At 58.0% G+C, this 21,131-nt stretch carries 26 protein-coding genes and 2 pseudogenes; 13 read left to right on the top strand and 15 right to left on the bottom strand.

The window, feature by feature from the left end; all coding sequences use genetic code 11:
* Positions 1-4: 4 nt before the first annotated feature.
* Positions 5-436 (bottom strand): conjugative transfer protein MobI(A/C), encoded by a 432-nt coding sequence (gene mobI, locus LW136_RS04470; protein ID WP_234174706.1) that lies wholly within the window; start codon positions 434-436, stop codon positions 5-7.
* Positions 437-832: 396 nt separating this feature from the next.
* Here mobI and LW136_RS04465 point away from each other — a divergent pair, with 396 nt between their 5' ends.
* Positions 833-2,203, top strand: coding sequence for an IS1182 family transposase (locus LW136_RS04465; protein ID WP_014818820.1), 1,371 nt, complete (start codon positions 833-835; stop codon positions 2,201-2,203).
* A 277-nt stretch (positions 2,204-2,480) separates the two neighbouring features.
* Here LW136_RS04465 and LW136_RS22745 read toward each other — a convergent pair whose 3' ends face one another.
* The 4 genes from LW136_RS22745 to LW136_RS04450 all read right to left on the bottom strand — a co-directional run bounded on the left by LW136_RS22745 (position 2,481) and on the right by LW136_RS04450 (position 4,499).
* Positions 2,481-2,609, bottom strand: a complete 129-nt coding sequence (locus LW136_RS22745) for a hypothetical protein (RefSeq protein WP_256044860.1) — start codon at positions 2,607-2,609, stop codon at positions 2,481-2,483.
* A gap of 70 nt (positions 2,610-2,679) precedes the next feature.
* Entirely contained in the window at positions 2,680-3,342 is a 663-nt protein-coding gene (locus LW136_RS04460; protein WP_042924902.1) for a hypothetical protein, read from the bottom strand.
* Positions 3,343-3,354: 12 nt separating this feature from the next.
* Positions 3,355-4,092, bottom strand: coding sequence for a HupE/UreJ family protein (locus LW136_RS04455; RefSeq protein ID WP_042924899.1), 738 nt, complete (start codon positions 4,090-4,092; stop codon positions 3,355-3,357).
* Between the two features lie 47 nt (positions 4,093-4,139).
* A complete protein-coding gene (locus LW136_RS04450; RefSeq protein WP_042924896.1) occupies positions 4,140-4,499 on the bottom strand; it encodes a hypothetical protein in 360 nt (119 codons plus the stop codon).
* A 118-nt stretch (positions 4,500-4,617) separates the two neighbouring features.
* On the opposite strand from LW136_RS04450, the gene mreA reads away from it, so the two are divergent.
* From mreA to LW136_RS04430, 4 genes are read left to right on the top strand one after another with little or no spacing between them, the layout of a single operon-like run.
* The gene (gene mreA / locus LW136_RS04445; RefSeq protein ID WP_042924893.1) at positions 4,618-4,905 is read left to right on the top strand and encodes a metal-sensing transcriptional repressor MreA; all 288 of its coding nucleotides are present in this window, start codon (positions 4,618-4,620) and stop codon (positions 4,903-4,905) included.
* Positions 4,906-4,914: 9 nt separating this feature from the next.
* Positions 4,915-6,048 carry a nickel/cobalt efflux protein RcnA gene (locus tag LW136_RS04440; RefSeq protein WP_042924890.1) on the top strand — a complete coding sequence of 378 codons (1,134 nt, stop codon included), beginning with the start codon at positions 4,915-4,917 and terminating at the stop codon, positions 6,046-6,048.
* Positions 6,049-6,051: 3 nt separating this feature from the next.
* The gene (locus tag LW136_RS04435) at positions 6,052-6,492 is read left to right on the top strand and encodes a YqaA family protein (RefSeq protein WP_042924888.1); all 441 of its coding nucleotides are present in this window, start codon (positions 6,052-6,054) and stop codon (positions 6,490-6,492) included.
* A 47-nt stretch (positions 6,493-6,539) separates the two neighbouring features.
* Positions 6,540-7,205 (top strand): TraX family protein, encoded by a 666-nt coding sequence (locus tag LW136_RS04430; RefSeq protein ID WP_234175237.1) that lies wholly within the window; start codon positions 6,540-6,542, stop codon positions 7,203-7,205.
* A gap of 36 nt (positions 7,206-7,241) precedes the next feature.
* Here LW136_RS04430 and LW136_RS04425 read toward each other — a convergent pair whose 3' ends face one another.
* From LW136_RS04425 to LW136_RS04405, 5 genes are all read right to left on the bottom strand, one after another.
* The gene (locus LW136_RS04425; RefSeq protein WP_042924886.1) at positions 7,242-7,568 is read right to left on the bottom strand and encodes a rhodanese-like domain-containing protein; all 327 of its coding nucleotides are present in this window, start codon (positions 7,566-7,568) and stop codon (positions 7,242-7,244) included.
* A gap of 10 nt (positions 7,569-7,578) precedes the next feature.
* Positions 7,579-8,943 carry a chromate efflux transporter gene (chrA, locus tag LW136_RS04420; RefSeq protein ID WP_042924883.1) on the bottom strand — a complete coding sequence of 455 codons (1,365 nt, stop codon included), beginning with the start codon at positions 8,941-8,943 and terminating at the stop codon, positions 7,579-7,581.
* The gene (locus LW136_RS04415) at positions 8,936-9,880 is read right to left on the bottom strand and encodes a chromate resistance protein ChrB domain-containing protein (protein ID WP_042924881.1); all 945 of its coding nucleotides are present in this window, start codon (positions 9,878-9,880) and stop codon (positions 8,936-8,938) included. The genes chrA and LW136_RS04415 overlap by 8 nt, the downstream gene beginning before the upstream one ends.
* 152 nt (positions 9,881-10,032) lie before the next feature.
* Complete coding sequence (locus tag LW136_RS04410) at positions 10,033-10,653, bottom strand: tyrosine-type recombinase/integrase (protein WP_003152807.1); 621 nt, start codon at positions 10,651-10,653, stop codon at positions 10,033-10,035.
* A gap of 96 nt (positions 10,654-10,749) precedes the next feature.
* Entirely contained in the window at positions 10,750-11,664 is a 915-nt protein-coding gene (locus LW136_RS04405) for a LysR family transcriptional regulator (protein WP_021206411.1), read from the bottom strand.
* 144 nt (positions 11,665-11,808) lie between these two features.
* Between LW136_RS04405 and LW136_RS04400 the strand changes: the two genes are divergently transcribed.
* The 3 genes from LW136_RS04400 (at position 11,809) to LW136_RS04390 (ending at position 14,062) form a co-directional block, all read left to right on the top strand.
* A complete protein-coding gene (locus tag LW136_RS04400; protein ID WP_031310677.1) occupies positions 11,809-12,552 on the top strand; it encodes an SDR family oxidoreductase in 744 nt (247 codons plus the stop codon).
* A 56-nt stretch (positions 12,553-12,608) separates the two neighbouring features.
* A complete protein-coding gene (locus LW136_RS04395; protein WP_127838526.1) occupies positions 12,609-12,788 on the top strand; it encodes a hypothetical protein in 180 nt (59 codons plus the stop codon).
* Positions 12,789-12,842: 54 nt separating this feature from the next.
* Positions 12,843-14,062 (top strand): IS3 family transposase gene (locus LW136_RS04390; RefSeq protein WP_371263641.1). Its coding sequence is split into 2 segments (ribosomal slippage): positions 12,843-13,188 and positions 13,188-14,062, totalling 1,221 coding nucleotides; the frame shifts between segments, so codons are not numbered across the junction.
* 232 nt (positions 14,063-14,294) lie between these two features.
* Here LW136_RS04390 and LW136_RS04385 read toward each other — a convergent pair.
* The 4 genes from LW136_RS04385 to LW136_RS04370 form a co-directional block, all read right to left on the bottom strand.
* The gene (locus LW136_RS04385; protein WP_003288728.1) at positions 14,295-15,314 is read right to left on the bottom strand and encodes a zinc-binding alcohol dehydrogenase family protein; all 1,020 of its coding nucleotides are present in this window, start codon (positions 15,312-15,314) and stop codon (positions 14,295-14,297) included.
* Positions 15,315-15,324: 10 nt separating this feature from the next.
* On the bottom strand, positions 15,325-15,618 hold the full coding sequence (locus tag LW136_RS04380) for a putative quinol monooxygenase (RefSeq protein WP_033999984.1): 294 nt from the start codon (positions 15,616-15,618) through the stop codon (positions 15,325-15,327).
* A 98-nt stretch (positions 15,619-15,716) separates the two neighbouring features.
* Positions 15,717-16,706: a zinc-dependent alcohol dehydrogenase family protein gene (locus LW136_RS04375; RefSeq protein ID WP_033999986.1), complete on the bottom strand. Its 990-nt coding sequence runs from the start codon at positions 16,704-16,706 to the stop codon at positions 15,717-15,719.
* 126 nt (positions 16,707-16,832) lie between these two features.
* Positions 16,833-17,924: an NADH:flavin oxidoreductase/NADH oxidase gene (locus LW136_RS04370; RefSeq protein ID WP_025297874.1), complete on the bottom strand. Its 1,092-nt coding sequence runs from the start codon at positions 17,922-17,924 to the stop codon at positions 16,833-16,835.
* An 83-nt stretch (positions 17,925-18,007) separates the two neighbouring features.
* Between LW136_RS04370 and LW136_RS04365 the strand changes: the two genes are divergently transcribed.
* From LW136_RS04365 to LW136_RS04345, 5 genes and pseudogenes are all read left to right on the top strand, one after another.
* Entirely contained in the window at positions 18,008-18,310 is a 303-nt protein-coding gene (locus tag LW136_RS04365; protein WP_172767913.1) for an ArsR/SmtB family transcription factor, read from the top strand.
* 106 nt (positions 18,311-18,416) lie between these two features.
* Positions 18,417-18,647: a DUF4113 domain-containing protein gene (locus tag LW136_RS04360; protein ID WP_079381875.1), complete on the top strand. Its 231-nt coding sequence runs from the start codon at positions 18,417-18,419 to the stop codon at positions 18,645-18,647.
* Between the two features lie 211 nt (positions 18,648-18,858).
* Positions 18,859-19,320 (top strand): hypothetical protein, encoded by a 462-nt coding sequence (locus LW136_RS04355; RefSeq protein ID WP_032904189.1) that lies wholly within the window; start codon positions 18,859-18,861, stop codon positions 19,318-19,320.
* 35 nt (positions 19,321-19,355) lie between these two features.
* Complete coding sequence (locus LW136_RS04350; RefSeq protein ID WP_042927603.1) at positions 19,356-19,763, top strand: hypothetical protein; 408 nt, start codon at positions 19,356-19,358, stop codon at positions 19,761-19,763.
* 286 nt (positions 19,764-20,049) lie between these two features.
* Positions 20,050-20,370, top strand: a pseudogene (locus tag LW136_RS04345) (recombinase family protein); the annotation flags it as partial.
* Here the strand turns inward: LW136_RS04345 and LW136_RS04340 are convergent.
* A pseudogene (locus tag LW136_RS04340) lies at positions 20,364-21,004 on the bottom strand (transposase); the annotation flags it as partial. The pseudogenes LW136_RS04345 and LW136_RS04340 sit on opposite strands and share 7 nt — an antisense overlap.
* Positions 21,005-21,131 lie beyond the last annotated feature (127 nt).

Here is a 21,131-nt window from a genome sequence, read left to right as displayed (position 1 = left end):
GCACTCAGCTCCTGCAACCGCCCAGCTTCTTCTCATAAGCGACCAACGTACGACGTAGCTGACGATTCTCGCTCGCAACGCGGCGAATCTCTGCAAGTCGCCCCTCAACTTGCAGAACGAGGTGACGGTATGGGTATTCAACAAACTCAAACGAGGAAGCCGGGTATTTATGTTTGCCATTCCCCTTGGCAATAGTCAGGGGCGCGAATTTGTTTTTTTGTCCTTGCAGCGGCACCAGTTTGCACCAGTAGATCGAATACGCATTCGGGCTCACCTGCTTGATTGATACGCCGGCCACAACAGATTTGACCCCGGTCTTTTTGTACAGCTTCATGGACGTATCCACATAGCTTGCTACCAAGCATCTCGCGTCCGTAAGCAGCTGCTCGTACTGCTGATCCAGCAGGGTGACTATCGTTTGTGCTTCTTTGCTCATGACGAAGGCTCTCTTCTTTGTAAGAGCCAAATGGTGACCGATCGCTGAGCACCCGGGATTCGATTTCAGACCGTTCTACCGTCGGAAATATACGAAAACTGGGCGAACTGGCTCACGCTGTGACCCAGCTTCGCATCAGATGACCGACGGATCGCAGAAAAACATAACATGCAAAGGATGCACGATAGATGACGACGGCAGCCTTGACCCTGAGCGGAACAAGGTCGACTTGTTAGAAGCAGATTACAGCGAGCGGGCGTGTATCCCTGCCAAGCTGCAACTGGCCAATTTCTGCCAGTTACGACAGGCAGAAATCGGCCGATTCTGTTGAAAAAGTAGCGACCTCCCCATGCCGTTGGCAAAATTGCTTTGTCAGCGGGCGTGGAGGCGAACAGCATGATGGGACAGTTACCGGGAGGACAGCAGCGCCTGTTCTACTCGTTCAATCTCGAAGATCACGTCCCGGCCCAACATCTCCTGCGCAGCATCGACCAGTGCCTGGATCTCAGTGATCTGCGCGCCTATCTGGCGGATTTCTATAGCCCCATCGGGCGTCCCTCGATTGACCCGGAATTGATGGTGCGCATGCTGGTCGTCGGCTACTGCTATGGCATTCGTTCCGAGCGGCGATTGTGCGAAGAGGTGCACCTGAACCTGGCCTATCGCTGGTTCTGCCGGCTGGGTCTGGAAGACGAAGTACCTAATCACTCGACCTTCTCGAAGAATCGCCATGGCCGTTTCCGTGACAGCGATCTGTTCCGCTGGTTGTTCAATGAAGTGCTGCGGCGCTGCATGGCAGCCGGCCTAGTCAAGGGCGAAGGTTTCGCCGTCGACGCCAGCATCATCAAGGCGGATGCCAGCCGGCAACGTGGGGTGGTGGGAGATGAAGTCGATTGGAGCGATCCAAAGCTCAGCAGCCGCGCCGTGCGCGAGTACCTCGAAGCACTTGATGAAGATGCGTTGGCTGAGGCTCTTCCCAAGAAGATTTCGCTCACCGATCCTCAGTCCCGTTGGACAGCAGCACCAGGCGGCCCGGCCTTCTTTGCCTACTCCACAAATTACCTGATCGACACTGAGCACGGTGTGATCATGGATGTGGAAGCGACCCCGGCGCACCGTACCACCGAAGTCGACTCGACCAGGACGATGGTCGAGCGTGTCGAAGCGCAGTTCGACCTCACACCGGAACGCCTCATCGGCGACACCGCCTATGGCACTGCCCCGATGCTGGCCTGGATGGTCGAAGAGAAGGACATCGAGCCGCATGTGCCGGTGTGGGACAAGACTGAGCGCAAGGACGACAGTCTCTCCAGTAACGACTTCCACTGGAATCAGGAAGCCAATGAATATCGCTGCCCAACCGGCAAACCGCTACGCAGTGAATGGCGCGCCTTCACCCAGAAAAGATCGCGGGTAACCAAGGCCAACACCATCATCTACCGCTCCAGCCAAACCGACTGCGTCACCTGTCCGTTGAAAGCGAAATGCTGCCCCAACACACCGAATCGGAAGATCGTTCGCAGCATCCATGAGGCTGCCCGCGATGTGGCTCGACGCATCGCCAAGACACCGGAATACCTCGTCTCACGTTGCGAACGGAAGAAGGTGGAGATGCTTTTCGCCCATCTTAAACGGATCATGAAACTCGACCGTTTACGACTGCGTGGCCTGACAGGCGCCACTGACGAATTCACCATGGCTGCGATGGTGCAGAACCTGCGCCGCATGGCCAAGCTTTTGCCTCAAGGGCCACCGCTCACGGGATAGGTACGCCTGTGGCGAGCAGAAACCCTCGAATTAACCCTCAAACCTGAGCAAGGACGCTCAGTGAAACGCCGAAAGGTAACTTGAAGTGGCTTGCAGCCACTTCGACAGCAGGTACATCCGACCGCCTTGCTGCCGCTAAACCTACTTTTTCAACAGAATCGGCCAAAAGCAGTCACACCTAAAGTGCATGATGTAGCGGTAGCCGAGAAGAAGAGGCATTTGCTGATTGTCACGAACAAGTAGGCTCCTCGCTCGTGACAACACAGCGTTTCAGATCTTAGTCGTGAGCGTGACCGTGGCTTTCGACTTCGGACTGGGTTTCCGGCTCGCCGCCGCCACAGGCCGACAGCAGACCAAGCAGACAAACCAACAGCAGGGAGCGACTCAGGGTAGTTGTGCTTTTCATCATGTAATCCTTTCTGTTTCGATCATGAAAGTAGAAGCCCCTGTGCCGGCTGACGCAGGGGCTATGTGCCTCAGATAACGCGTTTGACGCTCAGGTACTCGCCCTTGGTCTTCAGCGTGATGGTCACGTCCTGGTTGCTGCGGTTGCGCCAGAACCAACCGTGTGTGCCGTCGAAAATGGCGGTGAACTCGCCTTTGTCACCCTTGATCTGCTTGGCTTTGCTGTAGCTGTGGTAGTAGCCCTTGGGGCCGTTGTAAGGCTCGCCATGAGTGTCGTGGTTGACCGGTACGCCATTGGTTGCCCACTCGTAGCTGACCGTGGCCTTGTTCAGCATCTCCAGCTTGATTTCACTGGCCTCACCTGGCTTCAGGGTGACGGTTATCTCGTCAGACTTCAGGGCTGGCTGTGGCTCTGCGGCTGGTTCAGCCACAGGCACTGCCGCGACTTGCTCTTGAACTACCGGCCGAACAGGCACGGGGGCTTGCACAACGGGGGCCGCAGCGGGTTGAACCGCTGCATCCGCAGCCGCTTCTTCGGCCAGGGTTTTCTTCATTTCGCCCATCTGGGTCAGGCCGAGTAAGCGGCCAACGCCCGTTGGGTCGATGGCGTACTCCGAAGGCATCACTACAGTGACCAGTAAGGCTGCGGCAACGCCCACGGCGATCACAGTGGAGCGCAACAGTTGGCGGCTGGTAGGCAATTCGCTTTGGGTCGGAAGCTTGGTATTGAACATGCTGAGAATTCCTTACTGAGAGACGATCAGGCCGGTGAGCTGGTAACCCATCAAGAGGAAACCGGCGCTCATCATGGCGACGTTTGCGGTATATGCATGGCGCCAGAAGCTGGCGGTGCGTCGCCAGTAGCCCATGACAATCAGGATGGCGCTCAGGGCCAGGAGCTGGCCGATTTCGACGCCGACGTTGAAGGCGATCAGGTTGGTGATCAGGCCATCTGCCGAGATCTCGTATTCCTGAATCTTGGTCGCCAGACCAAAGCCATGCAGCAGGCCGAAAATCAGCGTGGCCGCTTTGGTGTTCGGCTGATGGCCGAACCAGCGCTGGAATGCGCCCAGGTTATCCAGCGCCTTGTACACCACCGAGAAACCGATGATGGCGTCGATCACATAGGAGCTGATGCTGATTTCTGCCAGCACACCGAACAACAGCGTAACTGTGTGGCCCACGGCGAACAGGGTGACGTAGAGCCCAACATCCTTCAGGCGGTAGAGGAAGAAGATCACTCCGAAGAGGAACAGCAGGTGGTCGTAGCCGGTGATCATGTGCTTAGCGCCCATGTAGATAAACGGCAGCACCATCACCCCGGAGCTTTCCTGAATAAAGCCCTTGTCGCCCTCGGCAACGGCGTGGGCCAGCGCCTCAGGCATGCCTAGAAACAGCAATGCCGTGAAAAGCAGCAACAGTAGTAACGAGCGATTCGGACGCACGACAGATGAGTCCATTGCGCCCATAGATAGCGAATGCATGGTTGAGTCCTAAATTAAAGGGGGCTTGGGCCGCACAGCGGCCTGTGTCAGAGCACGAATGTGGCGCGCGGTGGCCGCTCGATCAGGAAGATCGGGCTTGGAGGAATGGAGTAGCGAGGGGCGAGTATCGGCTGCGCACGTTCTGGCAGCGTGCTTATTCTCAGCAGCGCGGTCAGATGCGGTGTTTCATGCAAGTGGTCGGCTGTCAGCGGCGAGTGGCAGTGATCCCCGTACGCAGCACAGGCCTGCGTCTCATCACCATGCGCATGCGAATGAGCACTGTCATTTCCACTCAAGGAAGGCTGGCTCGATCCCATAAACAGCGCAGAGGTATGCCCGGCCCAAGCCAGCAATATGGCGAGAGCAAGGGCAAAAATCACCTTGGTGCTAATGGGATTGCTGAGCATGTTGTGGTTCTTTCGATGCCTAAGCGAGTGGCTTTTATGGAGAGGTAGCCGGTTTGACCATATCCCCCCCAGGGGGATAGCATGGGAGCGTAATTCATCGACGCACGAGACTCAAGGCATGAGCGATCACGAACACGGCCACCAGCACCAAAGTCATGGCGACATCATCAAAAGGTTGAAGCGTGCGGAGGGCCACCTGCGCAGCATCGTCACCATGATTGAAGACAGCCGGGCCTGCGTCGACATTGCTCAGCAGCTACATGCCGTGGAAAAAGCCGTCTGCCAGGCCAAGCGTGTGCTTATCCAAGACCATATCGACCACTGTCTGGAACATACAGTCGAAGCACTTGCGGTAGGCGAGCGCGCTTCACTCGAAGACTTCAAGCAAATCACCAAGTACCTCTAGGCCCCTCCCATGTCGAGTTTCGCCGAATTGCTGCAACAGGGGGGCTCGCAGGCCTGGCTGTACTTCCCCAGCGCCATTCTGCTGGGTGCTTTGCACGGCTTGGAGCCTGGGCACTCGAAGACCATGATGGCGGCGTTTATCGTGGCCATTCGTGGCACGGTGAAGCAGGCCATTCTGCTAGGCCTTGCCGCAACGCTTTCGCACACCGCCGTAGTCTGGCTGGTGGCCATGGGCGGCATGTACCTGGGGCAGAATTTGGATGCCGAAACTACCGAGCCTTATTTCCAGCTAGCGTCCGCCGTAATCATTATCACCATCGCCCTGTGGATGCTCTGGCGCACCTGGCGTGGCGAGCAGATGTGGCGCTTCGAGGAAGGTGATGAGCATCAACACGACCATCACCACCACGATGAAACGCAGCGTATCGACACAGGGCACGGGCGTATCGAGCTGTCGATCTTCGAAGAAGGCGCCCCTCCGCGCTGGCGGCTGAAGACCTTGAGTGGTCATGCCTGGCCGGCTGCTGAAGTAAGCTTGCTGACGACTCGCCCCGATGGCCTGGCCCAGCAGTTTCGCTTCGTCGACCGGTGTGACTACCTAGAGTCACTGGACGATATTCCCGAGCCCCATGAGTTCACTGCGCGCCTGAGCCTCGGCCATGCTGATCACTCCCACGACTATGACCTGGAGTTCCGCGAGCAAAGCCACCGTCATGAGCATGATCATTCCGAGCTGGAGGGGCTAGAGCTGTCGCTGGAGGGCTACCAGGATGCCCATGAGCGAGCGCATGCCAACGACATCCGTAAACGCTTCAGCAATCGCAATGTCACCACCGGCCAGATCATCCTGTTCGGTCTGACTGGCGGACTGATTCCCTGCCCGGCAGCGATCACCGTGCTGCTGCTCTGCCTGCAAGTGAAAGAAGTCACCCTGGGTGCCGTCCTGGTGCTGTGTTTCAGCATCGGTCTGGCTATAACTCTGGTTACCGTTGGTGCAGCCGCTGCTATCGGCGCACGCCAGGCATCCAATCGTTGGCCCTGGCTGGGTGCTGTGGCCCGTCGCGCTCCTTACCTGTCCAGCCTACTGATCATTGGTGTGGGGGTTTACGTCGGCTTCCACGGCTGGATCGGCCTGAACGCCTAGCCGATGTGGGAGTTATCCGGTTATTTCGGCCTGTTCCTCGCTGCCTTCGGTGCTGCCACGTTGCTACCCATGCAGTCGGAGGCGGTGCTGGTCGGGTTGCTGCTGACTGACCGCTATGCGGTCTGGGCGCTGCTGGCGGTCGCCACCACGGGTAATGTACTGGGCTCGGTACTGAACTGGCTGCTGGGTCGCTCTATCGAGCGCTACAGACACAAGCGCTGGTTTCCCGTCAGCGAGGGCAAACTGGAAAAGGCTCAGCAGGCTTATCACCGCTTCGGTCGCTGGTCACTGCTGCTCAGTTGGGTGCCGATCATTGGTGATCCACTCACAGTCGTCGCGGGTGTCATGCGAGAACCCTTCTGGAGCTTTCTGTTGATCGTGATGCTGGCTAAGACCACTCGCTATCTGGCACTAGCTGCCATGACGCTTGGGTGGTTTGGGTGAGCCTGCAGAAGCGCGACACCAACCTGGATCTGATCAAGTGGCTGGCGATGCTGACCATGCTGCTGGATCACCTGCGCTACATCTGGCCTGACAACGGATGGTTGTTCATCGTTGGGCGCTTAGCCTTTCCAATGTTCTGCCTGGGGATCGCCGCCAATGTCGCGCGCTCGCAAACAGGTGAGCTGTATTCCGATAACAACGTTCGCTACATGTGCTGGATGACTGCGTTTGCAGTGATCTCGGAGTTGCCCTATCGCCTGCTTTCTAACGACAGCAGCACGCTCAACGTTATGCCTTCGCTGCTGTTGGGCCTGCTTATCACCTGGGGAGCACATCACCGTGGTCGCGACGGTTTGATCCTGGCTCTGGCCGGCGTGACTGTCGCGGTGCTGATGCAAGAGCGCCTGATGTACGGCGTTTTCGGCGCACTGCTGCCGGCAGCGTTGCTGCTGGCCATTCAGCGCCCAGGGCTTGTGTGGCTATTGCCTGCCGCACTGTGCGTACTGGCCAATAGTCGCAACCGCTGGCTCGCCGAGTGGGAATTGCAGCCCTATACCTTGCTGATCGTGATCACTGCGTTTGTCGCACCCTTGCTTGGGTTGTGGCTGCAGCGCCGACTGCGCCAGTTCAGGGTCTGGCCGGTCAAGCGCTGGGGTTATTGGTTCTACCCCGGGCATCTGGCCGTACTACACATGATCCGCTCGCTCGGCTAGTGCCAGCGACTATCGCGTCATATCGGCGGAGATCCACTACCTCGATATGCTACGGGTGGGCCGGCCAGCGCCGTACCAGCCAGCAAAGCCATCGATCAAGAAGCGAGCATCCAGGCCCATGGCCTCCAATGTGGCGGCGATGCCCTGGCTGATTTCACGCCCCTTGGCGCAATAGACAATCACTGGCCTGTCCCGTGAAACCTGATCTTTCCAGGTGAAGACAGCCTCGGGATCACGCCAGTGTGCGTCGGGAATTTCTTCGGCATCGGCAAGCCGCACGCTCGTACGGCGCACATCCAGCAAAGTGAACGCCCGATCTGCTGCCTGCCATTCCGCCAGTTCGCATATCGAGATTCTGCTCATCTTCTACCTCTCAGTTTTGCAGCAGGTGTACCACCAGTCCGGCCAAAGCACAGGCCATCAGCACTTGGATGACACCGCGTTTAAAGTGAAACAAGGCTACCGCTGCCGCCAGGGCAATTAGCGCCGAAGGCCAGTCGAAAGCCCCCTCGAAGCCTTGCGGCCAGAGCACGTGATAACCAAAGAACAGCGCCAGATTGAGGATTACCCCGACCACGGCGGCGGTGATGGCCGTCAGCGGCGCGGTGAACTTCAGTTCGTTGTGGGTCGATTCCACCAGCGGGCCGCCCGCAAGAATGAACAGGAAGGACGGCAGGAAGGTGAACCAGGTGACCAGGCTGGCGGCCACGACACCGGCCAAGAAGGCCTGATCGACACCGAATACCTGCTGCACGTAGCCACCGACAAAACCGACGAAGGCCACCACCATGATCAGTGGCCCTGGCGTAGTTTCACCCAGAGCCAGACCGTCGATCATCTGTGTCGGGGTCAGCCAGCCGTAGTGGCCGACTGCACCCTGGTAGACATAGGGTAGTACCGCATAGGCACCGCCGAAGGTCAGCAGTGCGGCCTTGGTGAAGAACCAGCCCATCTGCGTCAGCGTGCCTTCCCAGCCGAATAGAGCGGTCAACAGCCCCATGGGCAACGCCCACAGCGTTGCACCTATCGCTGCCAGCAAGAGCAGTCGTGGCCAGCGGAAGCGCGCATGTTCCGGTGTCGGGGTTTCATCATCAATCAGCGCTGGGCCGTAAGACTGCTTGGCCGCGCCATGACCACCGCCGATGCTGAACTTCTCTGGGACGAAACGCCCACCGAAATAACCGATCACTGCGGCCACCAGCACGATCAGCGGGAACGGCAGGTTGAGGGCGAATATCGCCACAAACGAGGCGGCAGCTATCGCCCACAGCCAGTTGTTCTTCAGGGCACGGGAGCCGATGCGATGAGCGGCCTGCACCACGATGGCGGTCACGGCGGGCTTGATCCCATAGAACAGTCCGGCCACCACCGGCACATCACCGAAAGCGATATAGACCCACGACAGCGCGATCAGGATAAACAGCGAGGGCAGCACAAACAGCACCCCGGCAATCACACCACCCCAGGTGCGGTGCATCAGCCAGCCGATATAGGTGGCCAGTTGCTGGGCCTCCGGGCCGGGCAGCAGCATGCAGTAGTTCAGCGCATGCAGAAAACGCCGCTCAGAGATCCAGCGCCGACGCTCCACCAGCTCCTGGTGCATGATCGAGATCTGTCCGGCTGGGCCGCCGAAACTGATGAAACCGAGCTTGAGCCAGAACAGAAAAGCCTGGAACAAACTGACAGGCTCGGCACGTGGCAGATCCTGCTCTACAGGCGGCAGTGTGGTTTCATTCATCAGGGGTCTCTTCTTTCACAAATGCCGCCAGCAACCCATCGAAGATGGCGCAAGCAGCCGTTAGCAACTGGTCGTCATTGAGGATGGTTTCGCGCAGCCCGGCCAATACACGCTCGATGCCAACAGCCTCAGCGGGTTGAACGCCACCGACATCCAGGTAATGCACCAGAGCCGCGATGCGGCTTAGGCCTGGCTCGACCAGTGCAAAGCTGGCTTGCAGGGTTTCGAAGGTGACGCGACTGCCGACATGGCTAAAGGTCGCACCGTCGAAATCGAAGCCCAGCGCGTCAGCAGGGCAATCATTCGGTGTGTCCAACCAGAGAATGCGGGCTCTCGGATCGATGCAGCGCCGAATCAGCCAGGCACTGGCCAGGCGGTCGACCCAGGGCCGCTTGCGCGTAGCCCAGAGGCGGCCCTGGTAGTCGCGGCGATCCAGCTGTTCGATAGGCTGATCCTGACTGCTCGGCTCATCCCGCGAAAGTGCCCGACTGATGGCCGTTTCAAGTGTTTTGAGGGCCGTGTCGGTCTGTTTCCGCGCTGCCGCAGGGAAGAAGTCGATGGCCGCAAGCTGCGCAAATGCCTTGCGCAGCTTGCGTACCTGCTTGGTGCTAGTGAGGGCGTTATCCGAAGTCAGTTGAGCCTGGCACGCCTCGATCTCGACGCGCAGCTTGGCGTAGTCCTCGCTACGGTCGAACAACTCGATAAAGCGCTCGCCTTGCGGATCATTGATGGGCAACAGAAAGGCCGTGCCATTGCTACCCAGCACGTCGCGCTCAACAGCTTCCAACGCTTCCCGGCAGGCGGGAGTATCAGGCAGCAAATAGACACCATCGCGCAGTACCGCTGCGCCACTGCTCTTGAGGGCACGCCAGGCACGCATCCGCTCTGTGGCGTTAGCGGTCGGCAAGGCGATGATCAGAGATAGCCAACTATTCATGTAGAGTAGAATACCTATTAGGTAGTAATCTTTACTCTATTCTTGCTCTGGGTGATTGTGAAGCACTAAATAGTTGGCCGATGATTGCCCGTTACGACTGGTCGCTTTTGGCCGGTTAGCGACGGCCTGACTTCGACCGTCGCTATACATGGTCAAACCTCGGTCTGCTCTGCCATTTCCAAGGCGTCGTCGACCTCAATCCCAAGATATCGAACGGTGCTCTCCAGCTTCGTATGGCCAAGCAGAAGTTGAACGGCCCGCAAGTTCTTTGTCCTGCGATAGATCAGTGATGCCTTTGTACGTCTCATTGTGTGAGTGCCATACATGGCCGGATCAAGGCCAATGGCTTGCACCCAGCCTTTGACGATACGAGCGTATTGACGAGTGGATAGATGGTCTGAGGTGTGCAGCCTGCTCGGGAAAAGGCAGTCCTGGCTACGGAGCTGGGCTTGGTGTATCCAGGCCGCGAGAGCAGACCGTGTTTGCTCAGTAATTTCGAACTGCACTGGTCGCTTCGTTTTCTGCTGCATAACCATTGCTCGTGATGACACATGCTCGCCATGAGCAACGTCGCATACACGGAGCTTAGTTAAGTCGCAGGCTCGAAGCTTGCTGTCGATGGCCAGATCGAACAGAGCCAGATCCCGGGTTCGTTCTGCAAGCTGAAGCCTTACTCGGATGGCCCAGATATCTCTCAGCCGGAGCGGGGTTTTCTGTCCGACCAACTTTCCTTTGTTCCAGGGCCGGCGGGTGCAGGTAGCAGTGATGTTCATGGCAAGTCCTCCACATGTGGGAGGCCAAGCATGGCTAGCCAGAAAAATGGTCGCTAACCGGCCAATAGCGGACGATTGGCTGGCAGGTATGCATCGCTATGTCCCCAGGCCTTGGGGAAATAGCTTGGGGTTTGAGAAAGCCTGCTTAAGGTGGTCGTACACCAATCGCACCCGCTTCGATACAGGACCCTGCTGCGGGCGGTATATGAACAGATCCCATGGCGCTGGAGCGAGATCAGCCAAAACAGCAACCAGCTTTCCTGACCGCAGATGAGGCTCAGCCAGATAGGCAGGAATTTGGCCAAAACACATGCCTGCCAGGGTGGCTTCCAATTCCGTATCTGGATCATCACAGATAAGCGCTGGCTGCCTGGGCGTGAACGTTTGCCCGTCGGCAAATAGCCAAGGCCAAGGGCGGCCATTTTTCCGGTCGATCAGGACTGAAAGTGGCAGCTTAGCTAAGGCATCCAAAGATTCAGGTGGTGTCTTTTGGCCTATGAGAGACGGGCACGCGACAACGTAAAACGGCACGGGAGCTAAGGCACGTGCAACGTAGCGCCGGTCGCGAATAACCCCCACCCTGATACCAATATCGATATGCGCCTCAACAGCATCAGTCATCTGATCTTCCAAGCGGAGATCGAATTGCAGGTCAGGATGTGCAGCGGCCAGGGGCTGAAGAAACGGTATCAGGAAGCGCCTGCCAATAGCATGTGGAGCCGTAATCCCCACCCTACCTGACAGCTCAGGCTCCGTCCTGTGCGACCGGAATAGCGTATCGAAATGATCCAGAGCTGACCTGGCATCTTTGGCGTAATCCTGACCGAAAGCAGTGATGCTCACCTGGCGGGTATTGCGGTGGAACAGTGATTCGCCAAGCTCAGTTTCCAGGGCTTGAATGGCTCGAGTCACCCCTTGTGGGGAGATGCCTAATCGAGTTGCCGCTTGGCGGAAGCTACCTGCCTCTGCTGCTGTGCAAAAAATCCTAACCATCTCCATGCGGTTAAGCATGTTGCCCCTCTCATTTATTCCATTTTCAGGAATAGCATAATCTAATCATTTCCATTTATTGAGATCAATCATGGGTCTAAAGTTTGCGCACTGCCAGGTTAACCAGCCATGGCGAAGTACAAACCCGCCGATGAGGTTCTCAGCATGAGCAATAACATTTCTGGAAAAGTTGTCGTTATCACCGGTGCCAGTAGCGGCCTGGGTGAGGTTACTGCGCGCCACCTTGCTGCGCTTGGCGCTCGCGTAGTGCTGGCTGCACGTCGCAAAGATAAACTCGACGCATTGGTGGCTGAGCTGACCAATGCAGGTGGTCAGGCAATCGCGTATCAGACCGATGTTACCTCTCAGGAAGAGGTCAAAACGCTCATTCAAGGTGCCGTGGACACCTACGGTCGCATTGATGTACTGGTCAACAATGCCGGACTGATGGCGATTGCACCGCTCAGCGATGCTCGCACTGACGAGTGGGATCGCATGATCGATATCAACATCAAGGGTCTGCTGTACGGAGTCGCGGCTGCATTGCCAGTCTTCCAGAAACAAAACAGTGGTCACTTCATCAACATCGCATCGGTTGCAGGCCTGAAGGTGTTTAGCCCAGGTGGCACCGTGTACAGCGGCACCAAGTTTGCTGTGCGGGCTATCTCCGAAGGACTGCGTCACGAAGTCGGTGGCAGCATCCGCACCACGACTATCGAACCGGGCGCCGTGGACTCCGAACTGAAATTCGGCAGCACCCACCAACAGAGCCGCGATTTCGTGGTGGACTTCTACAAGCATGCAATTCCCGCCGAATCGGTCGCTCGAGCTATCGCCTTCGCAATTGAGCAGCCTGCTGACGTGGATATTAACGAGATCGTTCTGCGCCCAACCGTGCAGGAATTCTAATGAGTTTAGGGCCTGCCGCTTCGGCGTCAGGCCCCGCTTATATGGAGTGAAAAGCTGTGAGCAACGTAACTGAATCGCTTTCGAGTGGGGGACTGATGAAGGCCTTGCGCCTAGACAGCTATGACGCGAGCACCCTGCTTGAAGTCGAAGTCGCAAAGCCTTCGCCACAACAAGGGCAGGTACTGGTAAAGATTAAAGCCAGCGGCGTTAACCCAATCGATGAACGAGCCCCCTGAAAGACAGGACACCGTTTCCCCCTTACGATAAGGGATAGGCAAACGGTTATGTTTATGACTAATAGCAACGATAAGAGTGGGGAGCTTTTGGGTCGGGAGCGGCGGCGCCGCTGGAGCCCTGAGCAAAAGCTGACCATGGTTCGAGAGAGCCTTGAGCCCGGGCAGAGCGTTTCGTTGGTGGCTCGGCGTAACGGCATCAATGCCAACCAACTATTCCTGTGGCGCAAGCTTTACCAAGACGGCAGTTTGTCGGCGGTCAGTGCTGGCGAAGCCGTGGTACCTGCCTCCGAGCTGAGCGATGCGCTCAAGCAGATCCGTGAACTGCAACGGATGCTGGGCAAGAAAACGATGGAAGCAGAAATCCTCAAAGAGGCCGTGGAGATCGCCCGGTCGCGAAAATGGATTGCGCACTCACCCTTGTTGCCGGGGGACGACCAGTGAAGCTGGTCAGCGAATGTCTCGGTGTGGCGCGCTCGCAATTAACGGTTCGAATCAAGCAATCGGCATCCCCCAAAGTACGGCGGAGCAGGCCTGTGAACGATGCTGATCTGGTAGTTGAAATCCAGCAACAGGTCAGCGAACTTCCCAGCTACGGCTACCGCCGCGTCTGGGGATTGCTGCGTCGCGCCCGTGAAACCCAGTCGCTACCGGCGATCAATGTGAAGCGGGTTTACCGGGTCATGCGTGATCACAACTTGCTGCTTGAGCGCCGCATCAAACAGCCCGGTGTGCCGCGTCGGCACGAAGGCCGTATTGCGGTGGAAGCCAGCGATACGCGTTGGTGCTCGGACGGCTTTGAGTTCCGTTGCAAGGACGGCGCCAAACTGAGCGTGACCTTCGCCCTGGATTGCTGTGATCGCGAAGCCATCGGCTGGGTCGCGAGCCCGACCGGGTACAGCGGCGATGATATCCGCGATTTGATGCTGGAAAGCGTGGAGAAGCGCTTTGGTGATCAACTGCCCGCCACGCCGGTGCAATGGCTAAGCGACAACGGCTCGGCGTACACCGCCGAACAGACACGCCTGTTTGCTCGACAGATCGGCTTGCAGCCGGTGACCACCCCAGTTCGCAGCCCGCAAAGCAACGGCATGGCTGAGAGCTTCGTGAAGACGATCAAGCGTGACTACGTGGCGCACATGCCCAAACCGGATCGAGAAACGGCGCTGCGCAACCTGGCAATTGCCTTCGAGCATTACAACGAGCAGCATCCGCACAGCGCTTTGAAATACCGCTCGCCGAGGGAGTTCAGGCGCTTGGCAGCAGCATCAATTTAACGGGGAGTTGGTGTCCGGTTTTGTAGGGGCAAGTCCAGGCATAGCCGGTAGCGTTGTTCATATGGGGTTCCTATTAGTTGGACGTTTCGGATGAAGTCGTTGACGGCTGGGTGATGGTCTTGCGAGACGATCTCAATAGGAGGCATTTCAAGGCGCTCACTGAATCGCTCATGGGCGCTACTCTTGAATCCAGCATTGGCTACCTACCGCATGAGCCGGTAGCCAGATACCGTCAGAAGCCCTCCAGAACGATCTTGCCCTTTGCCTTGCCGCTCTCCAGCAAGGCATGGGCGCGACGTAGGTTTTCGGCGCTGATACGCCCGTAGTTTTCGCCAACGGTGGTGCGCAACACACCCGCATCGATCTGGCGGGCCACTTCATTGAGGATGTTGTGCTGCTCCTGCATGTCCTCGGTCTCGTACAGCGAGCGCGTGTACATCAGCTCCCAGTGCAGCGACAGGCTCTTGCGTTTGAGCGGTACGACGTCCAGCGTGGCCGGGTCATCGATCAGGCCCAACCTGCCCTGTGGCTTCAGTGACTCGATGATCTGCTCGTAATGCCGATCGGTCTGCGTCAGGCTTGCGACGTAGCTGACCTGCGGAAGGCCGATGCGCTTGAGCTCTTCGCTCAGTGGTTTGGTGTGATCGATCACGTAATGGGCGCCGAGTTCGGTGACCCAGGCCTGGGTTTCAGGGCGCGAAGCCGTACCAATGACGGTCAGGCCGGTCAACTGACGCGCCAGCTGAGTCATGATTGAACCCACCCCGCCTGCAGCGCCAATGATCAGCAGCGTTTCGCCACGGTCGGTGGTGTCGCGCGCTACGCCGAGGCGATCAAATAGCAATTCCCAAGCGGTCAGAGACGTCAGGGGAAGCGCCGCGGCCTGGGCGAACTCCAGCGACTGTGGCATCGATCCGACAATGCGCTCGTCTACCAGCTGCAACTCACTGTTGCTGCCCGGGCGGATCAGCGACCCGGCGTACCACACCTTGTCACCGGGCTTGAACAGCGTTACGTCGGAACCGACCGACTTGACCACGCCGGCAGCGTCCCAACCGAGGATGCGCGGCTGTGTTTCGTCTGTATGCGGCACGTAGCCCTGGCGGACTTTGGTATCGACCGGGTTGACCGATACGGCCTTGACTTCTACCAGCAGGTCGCGCGGCCCCGGCACTGGCTCGGGTAGATCGATCTCCACGAGGGCGTCAGGGTTCTCAACAGGCAGGCATTTGAAGTGTGCAATCGCTTTCATTCGGAGCTCCTCAGGAGACGCGGTACATTTTCATGACGGAGAATTTTTCGGCGGCGCGCTCGATAACCGGCAGCGCTGCCTGGAAATGCGGGGTGGCCTCGTGCGCAGTCAGCGCCGCTTCGTCTCGCCACTGCTCAACCATATGGAAGGTGCGAGGCTGTTCTGCATCTTTATGAAAGTCGTATTGGATGCAGTCCGCTTCGGCGCGACTTGGGCCTTGCAGATCCTGCAGCGTCTGCTGGAGCTCATCTTCGGAGCCGGCCTTGGCGACCAATGTGGCAACCAGTGTGAGTGGGGTGGTCATCGAACCTCCTGTCTGTGCATGTGTGAAAGACGCATCGAACTGGCATGGGCTTACCGAAGGTGACCCTACCGGCCATGCCGCGAAGACCTGAACGTGGTTTACAGCGTTACAACAATCTTGCCCACCTGGGCATTCGATTCCATGTACCGGTGAGCCTCGGCCATCTCGTCGAAGCTGAATGTACGGTCGATCACCGGACGCAGCTGTCCAGAGGCGAGCCCTTCATTGATGAAGTGCTTGGCCCGTTCGAGTTTTTCTCGATTCTGGGTGATCTCGAACAGCTGATAACCGCGCAGCGTCAGATGCTTGCCGAGCAGGTCCATGACCGACACAGGGATATCCCGAGTGTCCAAAGCGCCGTACTGGAAGAAGATGCCGTGGTTCGCTAGCGCCTTGAGCACCAAGGCCACTTCGGGTCCGCCAACGGGATCGAAGGCCATGCGAGCGCCTTTGCCATGAGTCACCGTCATGACCTCAGCCACCATGTCCTGCTCCTGGGTCGCGATGACTGCCGCCGCCCCCGCTTGAAGCAAGGCTTCGCGCTTGTCGCTGGTGCGGGTCAGCGCCACAGGAACGGCGCCCACCATGTTCGCAATCTGGATAGCGGCAAGCCCCACGCTGCTGGACGCCGCACGGATTAGCACCGTCTCGCCGGCCTGCAGCCCACCAAGCTCGATCAATGCGCCATAGGCGGTGACAAACTTCATCCAGGTCGCTGCTGCCTCCGTGAAAGAGAGCACTTCCGGGTGTTTGACCACCGCGTGAGCCGGCGCGTTGACCAATTCACCGTACAAGCCGTATTCGTCAAAGGAGAACGCGGGCACTACGCTGACCGCATCGCCAACAGCGAAGCCGACCACACCGGGACCCACTGCAGATACGGTCCCAGCCGCTTCATAGCCCAGCATGGCGGGAAACGTCGGTTCGATGACGTACTGGCCTGTGCGGTACATCACTTCAGCCCGGTTGATGCCGAGCGCCCTGACGTTGATTTGAACCTCGTTCGCGCCGGGAGCCGGCACGTCGATCTCGTCGATCTGGAGAACCTCCGGTCCACCGGTGCGATGAAAGCGTATGACGCGAGACATAGCGTAATCCTCAGCTATCTATCGGAAGGGCCGAGCCATGAGCGGCCCAGCCAGGTAGCCACCAGCGCACATCGGCGCTGAGGCAGCGGGCGATTAGGCCATGACGGCCGTCTTCGCCCCGACGGATCACTTGTAGCGTTCAAGCCAGTGGGCATAGGGAGCCGGCAAGGTCCAGGACGCACGCTCTACGCCCAGCTCTTGGGCGGCAAGATAGGACCAATTTGGATTGGCCAGATGTGCTCGCCCAATCATCGCCAAGTCCAGGTGACCGCTCTTGACCGCTTCTTCGGCAACGCTTGGCGTGCCGAAGCCCCATGCCGAAGCCACTGGTATCCCCGCCTCACGCTTCACGCGCTGGGCAACTTCGCCCATGAAGCCAGGCGCCCAGGGAATGTTGGTTTCAGCGATGGTGAAACCAATGCTGACGCTCAGCAGATCCAGGCCACCATCTTTGAAGCGACGTGTCAGTTCGATAGCCTCGGTCAGCGTCTGTTCGTCCCGGCCGTCGTATTCGATAACCCCTAGACGAGCGGTTAGCGGCAGGTGCTCCGGCCAAACCTCACGAACAGCCGCCAGCGTTTCAAGCAGGAAGCGGCTACGGTTGTCGAAACTGCCGCCGTAGGCGTCATCGCGATGGTTGGAGTGTTCGGAAAGGAACGACTGGGCCAGATAACCATGGGCGAAATGCAGCTCCAGCCACTCGAAGCCAGCGTCACGCGCACGGCGAGCGGCTGCGACGAAATCCTCACGCACACGGGCAATGTCTTCCAGCGTCATGGCTTGCGGCTGCTTGGCCAGGTGACCGCCAAAAGCTATGGCCGATGGAGCGATGGTCTGCCAGCCACGGGCGTCATCTTCAGCGATGTGGTCATCGCCTTCCCATGGACGGTTTGCGCTTGCCTTGCGACCGGCGTGGGCGATCTGCAGGCCGGGGACCGAGCCGGCTGCCTTGATCGACTGCACCACCGGTACGAAGGCCTGGGCCAGCTCATCGTTCCAAATACCCGCACAGCCAGGAGTGATCCGCCCTTCTGGCGCTACAGCGGTTGCTTCGACAATCACCAACCCCGCCCCGCCACGCGCAAGGGAGGCGTAGTGAACACTGTGCCACTCGTTGATCAGGCCATCGTTTGACGAGTACATGCACATAGGGGGAATCGCAATACGGTTGCGAAGCGTGACGTCTTTAAGCGTGAAGGGTTGGAACAGCGCAGACATTGGTTTCTCCGAGGGTTGTCTATTACGTTAATTCGATAGTATTCGAACTATGGAGATAGAGCAAACCCGTGTATGCTTCGTTCATGCGCCCCTACAAACACCCTCCCGTCACTGAAATCGTCCTCGAGCGTCTGCTATACGCCTTGAGCGATCCTGTGCGCCTGGAGATCGTCCGACGCCTTGCCGAACTGGGCGAAGCCAGCTGTGGCGAATTGGACGGTGGCCGACCAAAGTCCACCATGTCCCATCACTTCAGGGTGCTGCGAGATGCCGGGTTGGTCCAAACCCAAACCATCGGCACGACCCATATGAACTCGTTGCGCAGGGATGATTTGAACAATCGATTTCCTGGTTTGCTCGAGACGATCTTATCTCAGCGCGGCTAAGGCTGGCTTGAGAGTCAATTCATCGAGGAAGACGCTGAAGACGGCCTGCTTCGAAACCCTGGGCTCCAGTGAGCTCAGGGACTACCTCGCCGCTGACTGCGGAAGCATGACTAGTCCCGACGTAAACGCCTTCACCGACGACCTGTTCGCCTCCAGTCAGCCAGCTAATTCGGAGAAGGTGATGGCCGTGCTTGATTCGATCAACGCCAAATGGGGACGGGGAACGTTGCGACCTGGTGTGGTACCAGCAGCCCCCGCCTGGAGCATGCGTCGCGAGCTGATGAGCCAGAGTTTCACGACGCGAGTAGATCAATTGTGGCGGGTATCCGCGCGGTAGCCGGCATCGCGCGCCTGCTGTGCTGCTTCTCCTGGAAGGGAAAGGGCCTGGCTGCGGTAATGGATTGCTGATCCGGGCCGTGCTTGTGCCCCTCTACGCACCCGAGCTTGCAATAGATGATCCGTCTCCAAGGCGGTATGCGATCTTACCCATGCCTTGGGTTATTTGGGGTTCAGGAGATGCTGAAACCAACTAAACCGAGGAGCTAGCCATGAACCTGTTTACGCACATTGCCAATCTCATCACCTCTGTCGTCCGGCCAGAAAAAGCGGCATTCACCACGGTCATCTATCCCAGCCAGGGAAAAGCGGTCGTGGTGCATGACGGCCTTGGTATTCGCCAGGAACGTTGGTGGTATCAGGTCGATTCGCTGGAAGATGGGGACACGAGTACGTCGTTCGACAGCATCCTGCAGGATCACACTAACTGGGCTGATTCATTTGACCCGGTAGGCCAGACCCAAGCCGAGGATACTTTCTCAGCTTTCTCATCGACCCACTTCGAACCCATGGAAACCTTCTGGCTCAATCCCGCCAACGGAATGCCCATGCTCGACAGCTGTTTCGATGTCATGGGTAACGCATTCGGCACGGACACGATGACTGACAGCCTGTCGTTTGATCACGGCATAAGCAGCTTCGGAGACAGTTTTTCGTCCTTCGGTTTCGACTAACGGGCAGTCGCCACAGCACTCAGAGGAGTTTGATCATGTCGCCACTTGCACTGGTTGTTAGCTTCATCCTCACATTCGCCATCGGAATTTCCTGGCTGGCCCTGACCCTCGACGCACGCATTGGGCGCAGCAGGCTCGTCCGGCAGATTCCATTGCCACTGGACGTCCCAGCTTCTGGCTATCGTCACAATCCACAATCCCGACTCCGACCAGTATTGGCGGTAACAGGCTGCATGCTGCTACTTCTTTCCGGAATGAGTGCCGCCATCCTCGGCAGACTGGCCACCATGCAACCGGCAGAAGCGGCAGCGGTGTTCTTCGCTTATCCGCTGCTGAAAAGCCTCTGGGGGCAAATCGTGGGCGTGGGGCCAATCGTCTGCGTCGTCATGGCCGTACCCGGAACCTACTGCATCTGTTTCGGGCTCAGGAGCGACAAATGGTGAAGCTACCGTTGCCGTTTGACCTCCACTGCGGCAACAGGCTCATGCTCGAGATGGCGTTAACTTCCAAAATCACCGTCGCGTTGCCAACGGACCTCCGCTACGGCAACGACTCCGGCCCATCGCAGACCAAAAAGTAATCAATCTACGCTAGCGTTTTTAGAGGTATGCCTCAACTGATACGGAAAAGGCGCGGCAGATTCGTCCTTGCCGCTCTATAACTAACACCCAAACTGTAACGATGTTTCTGCAACGCCCAAATTGAAACAGCACGCATAGGGATCAAGAAATGTTTGTCCGTGCCTACCTTCGGGCCTCTACTGCCGAACAAGACGCTGCCCGAGCCCGTTCCGTCCTGGAGGAGTTTGCTGCCGATCATGGCAAGGCCATTGCCGCGCAATACATTGAGAACGCATCTGGTACTCGTGCTGATCGCCCCGAGTTGGTGCGCCTGCTGGCCGATTCCCACCCGGGGGATGTACTGCTGGTGGAATCTATCGACCGACTGTCCCGCCTGCCGGCTGAAGACTGGTCGAAGCTCAAGGCCGCCATCGACGGAAAAGGGCTGCGAATCGTGGCTCTAGATCTCCCAACCAGCCACCAAAGCATGGGAATGTCAGGCCGCTCAACAGTGGCGTTTTTGTACGCATGAGAACCTGGCTGCTTACTGATCAAACCCTGCTCCTTCATCAGGCCCCTGACCTTGAAGCGACCTACTTTGACGCCCTCATCCTTGAGCATGGCAACGATACTGCGGCTGCCAGCTGAACTACGGCTTTGACTGAAAAGTTCGCTAATACGGCTGCGTAAACCCACCCGCCGAACATCAATGCGACGGCGCCGAGCCATATGGGCGTAGTAACAGGAACGAGGCAGTTCAAACACTGAACACAGCAGTTGAACTGGGTAGCGTGCTGCTAACTGCCGAATCGACTTCAACGTCTGCGCCCGTGCTCCTCGGCCATCAAGAGCGCAGTGGCCTCCTTTAAGATTTTCTTCTCAAGCTCCAGCCGGTTGATGCGGGCTTGAAGCTCCTGAATAGTCTGCTGCTCAGGCGTAAGCGCTTTGGCTGTGGGGGTGATGCCACCGCGCTCCAACTGCAACTGGTTGACCCAGCGCCGCAGTGCGGTCTCACCTACATCAAGGGATTTGGCTGCCTCAGGACAGCTGTAACCCTGGTCGAGCACTAGACTGGCTGCTTCGCGCTTAAACTCGGGGGTGAAAGTACGTCGTTGTCTGCTCATCGAACACCTCTGAATGGCGAGCATTCTCGCCCTAAAAGGGTGTCCAGGATTAGTAGACCACTACACGTAGCCATATTCCTTCTATGGCGTTCAACTGTCTAAGTTCGTCACGAGCTGCAAATTCAAG

It is taken from the genome of Stutzerimonas kunmingensis (genome assembly GCF_021432085.1).
Lineage (GTDB): Bacteria > Pseudomonadota > Gammaproteobacteria > Pseudomonadales > Pseudomonadaceae > Stutzerimonas.
The sequence above is the reverse complement of the archived record's forward strand: the minus strand, read 5'-3'. Positions and strand labels throughout refer to the sequence as shown.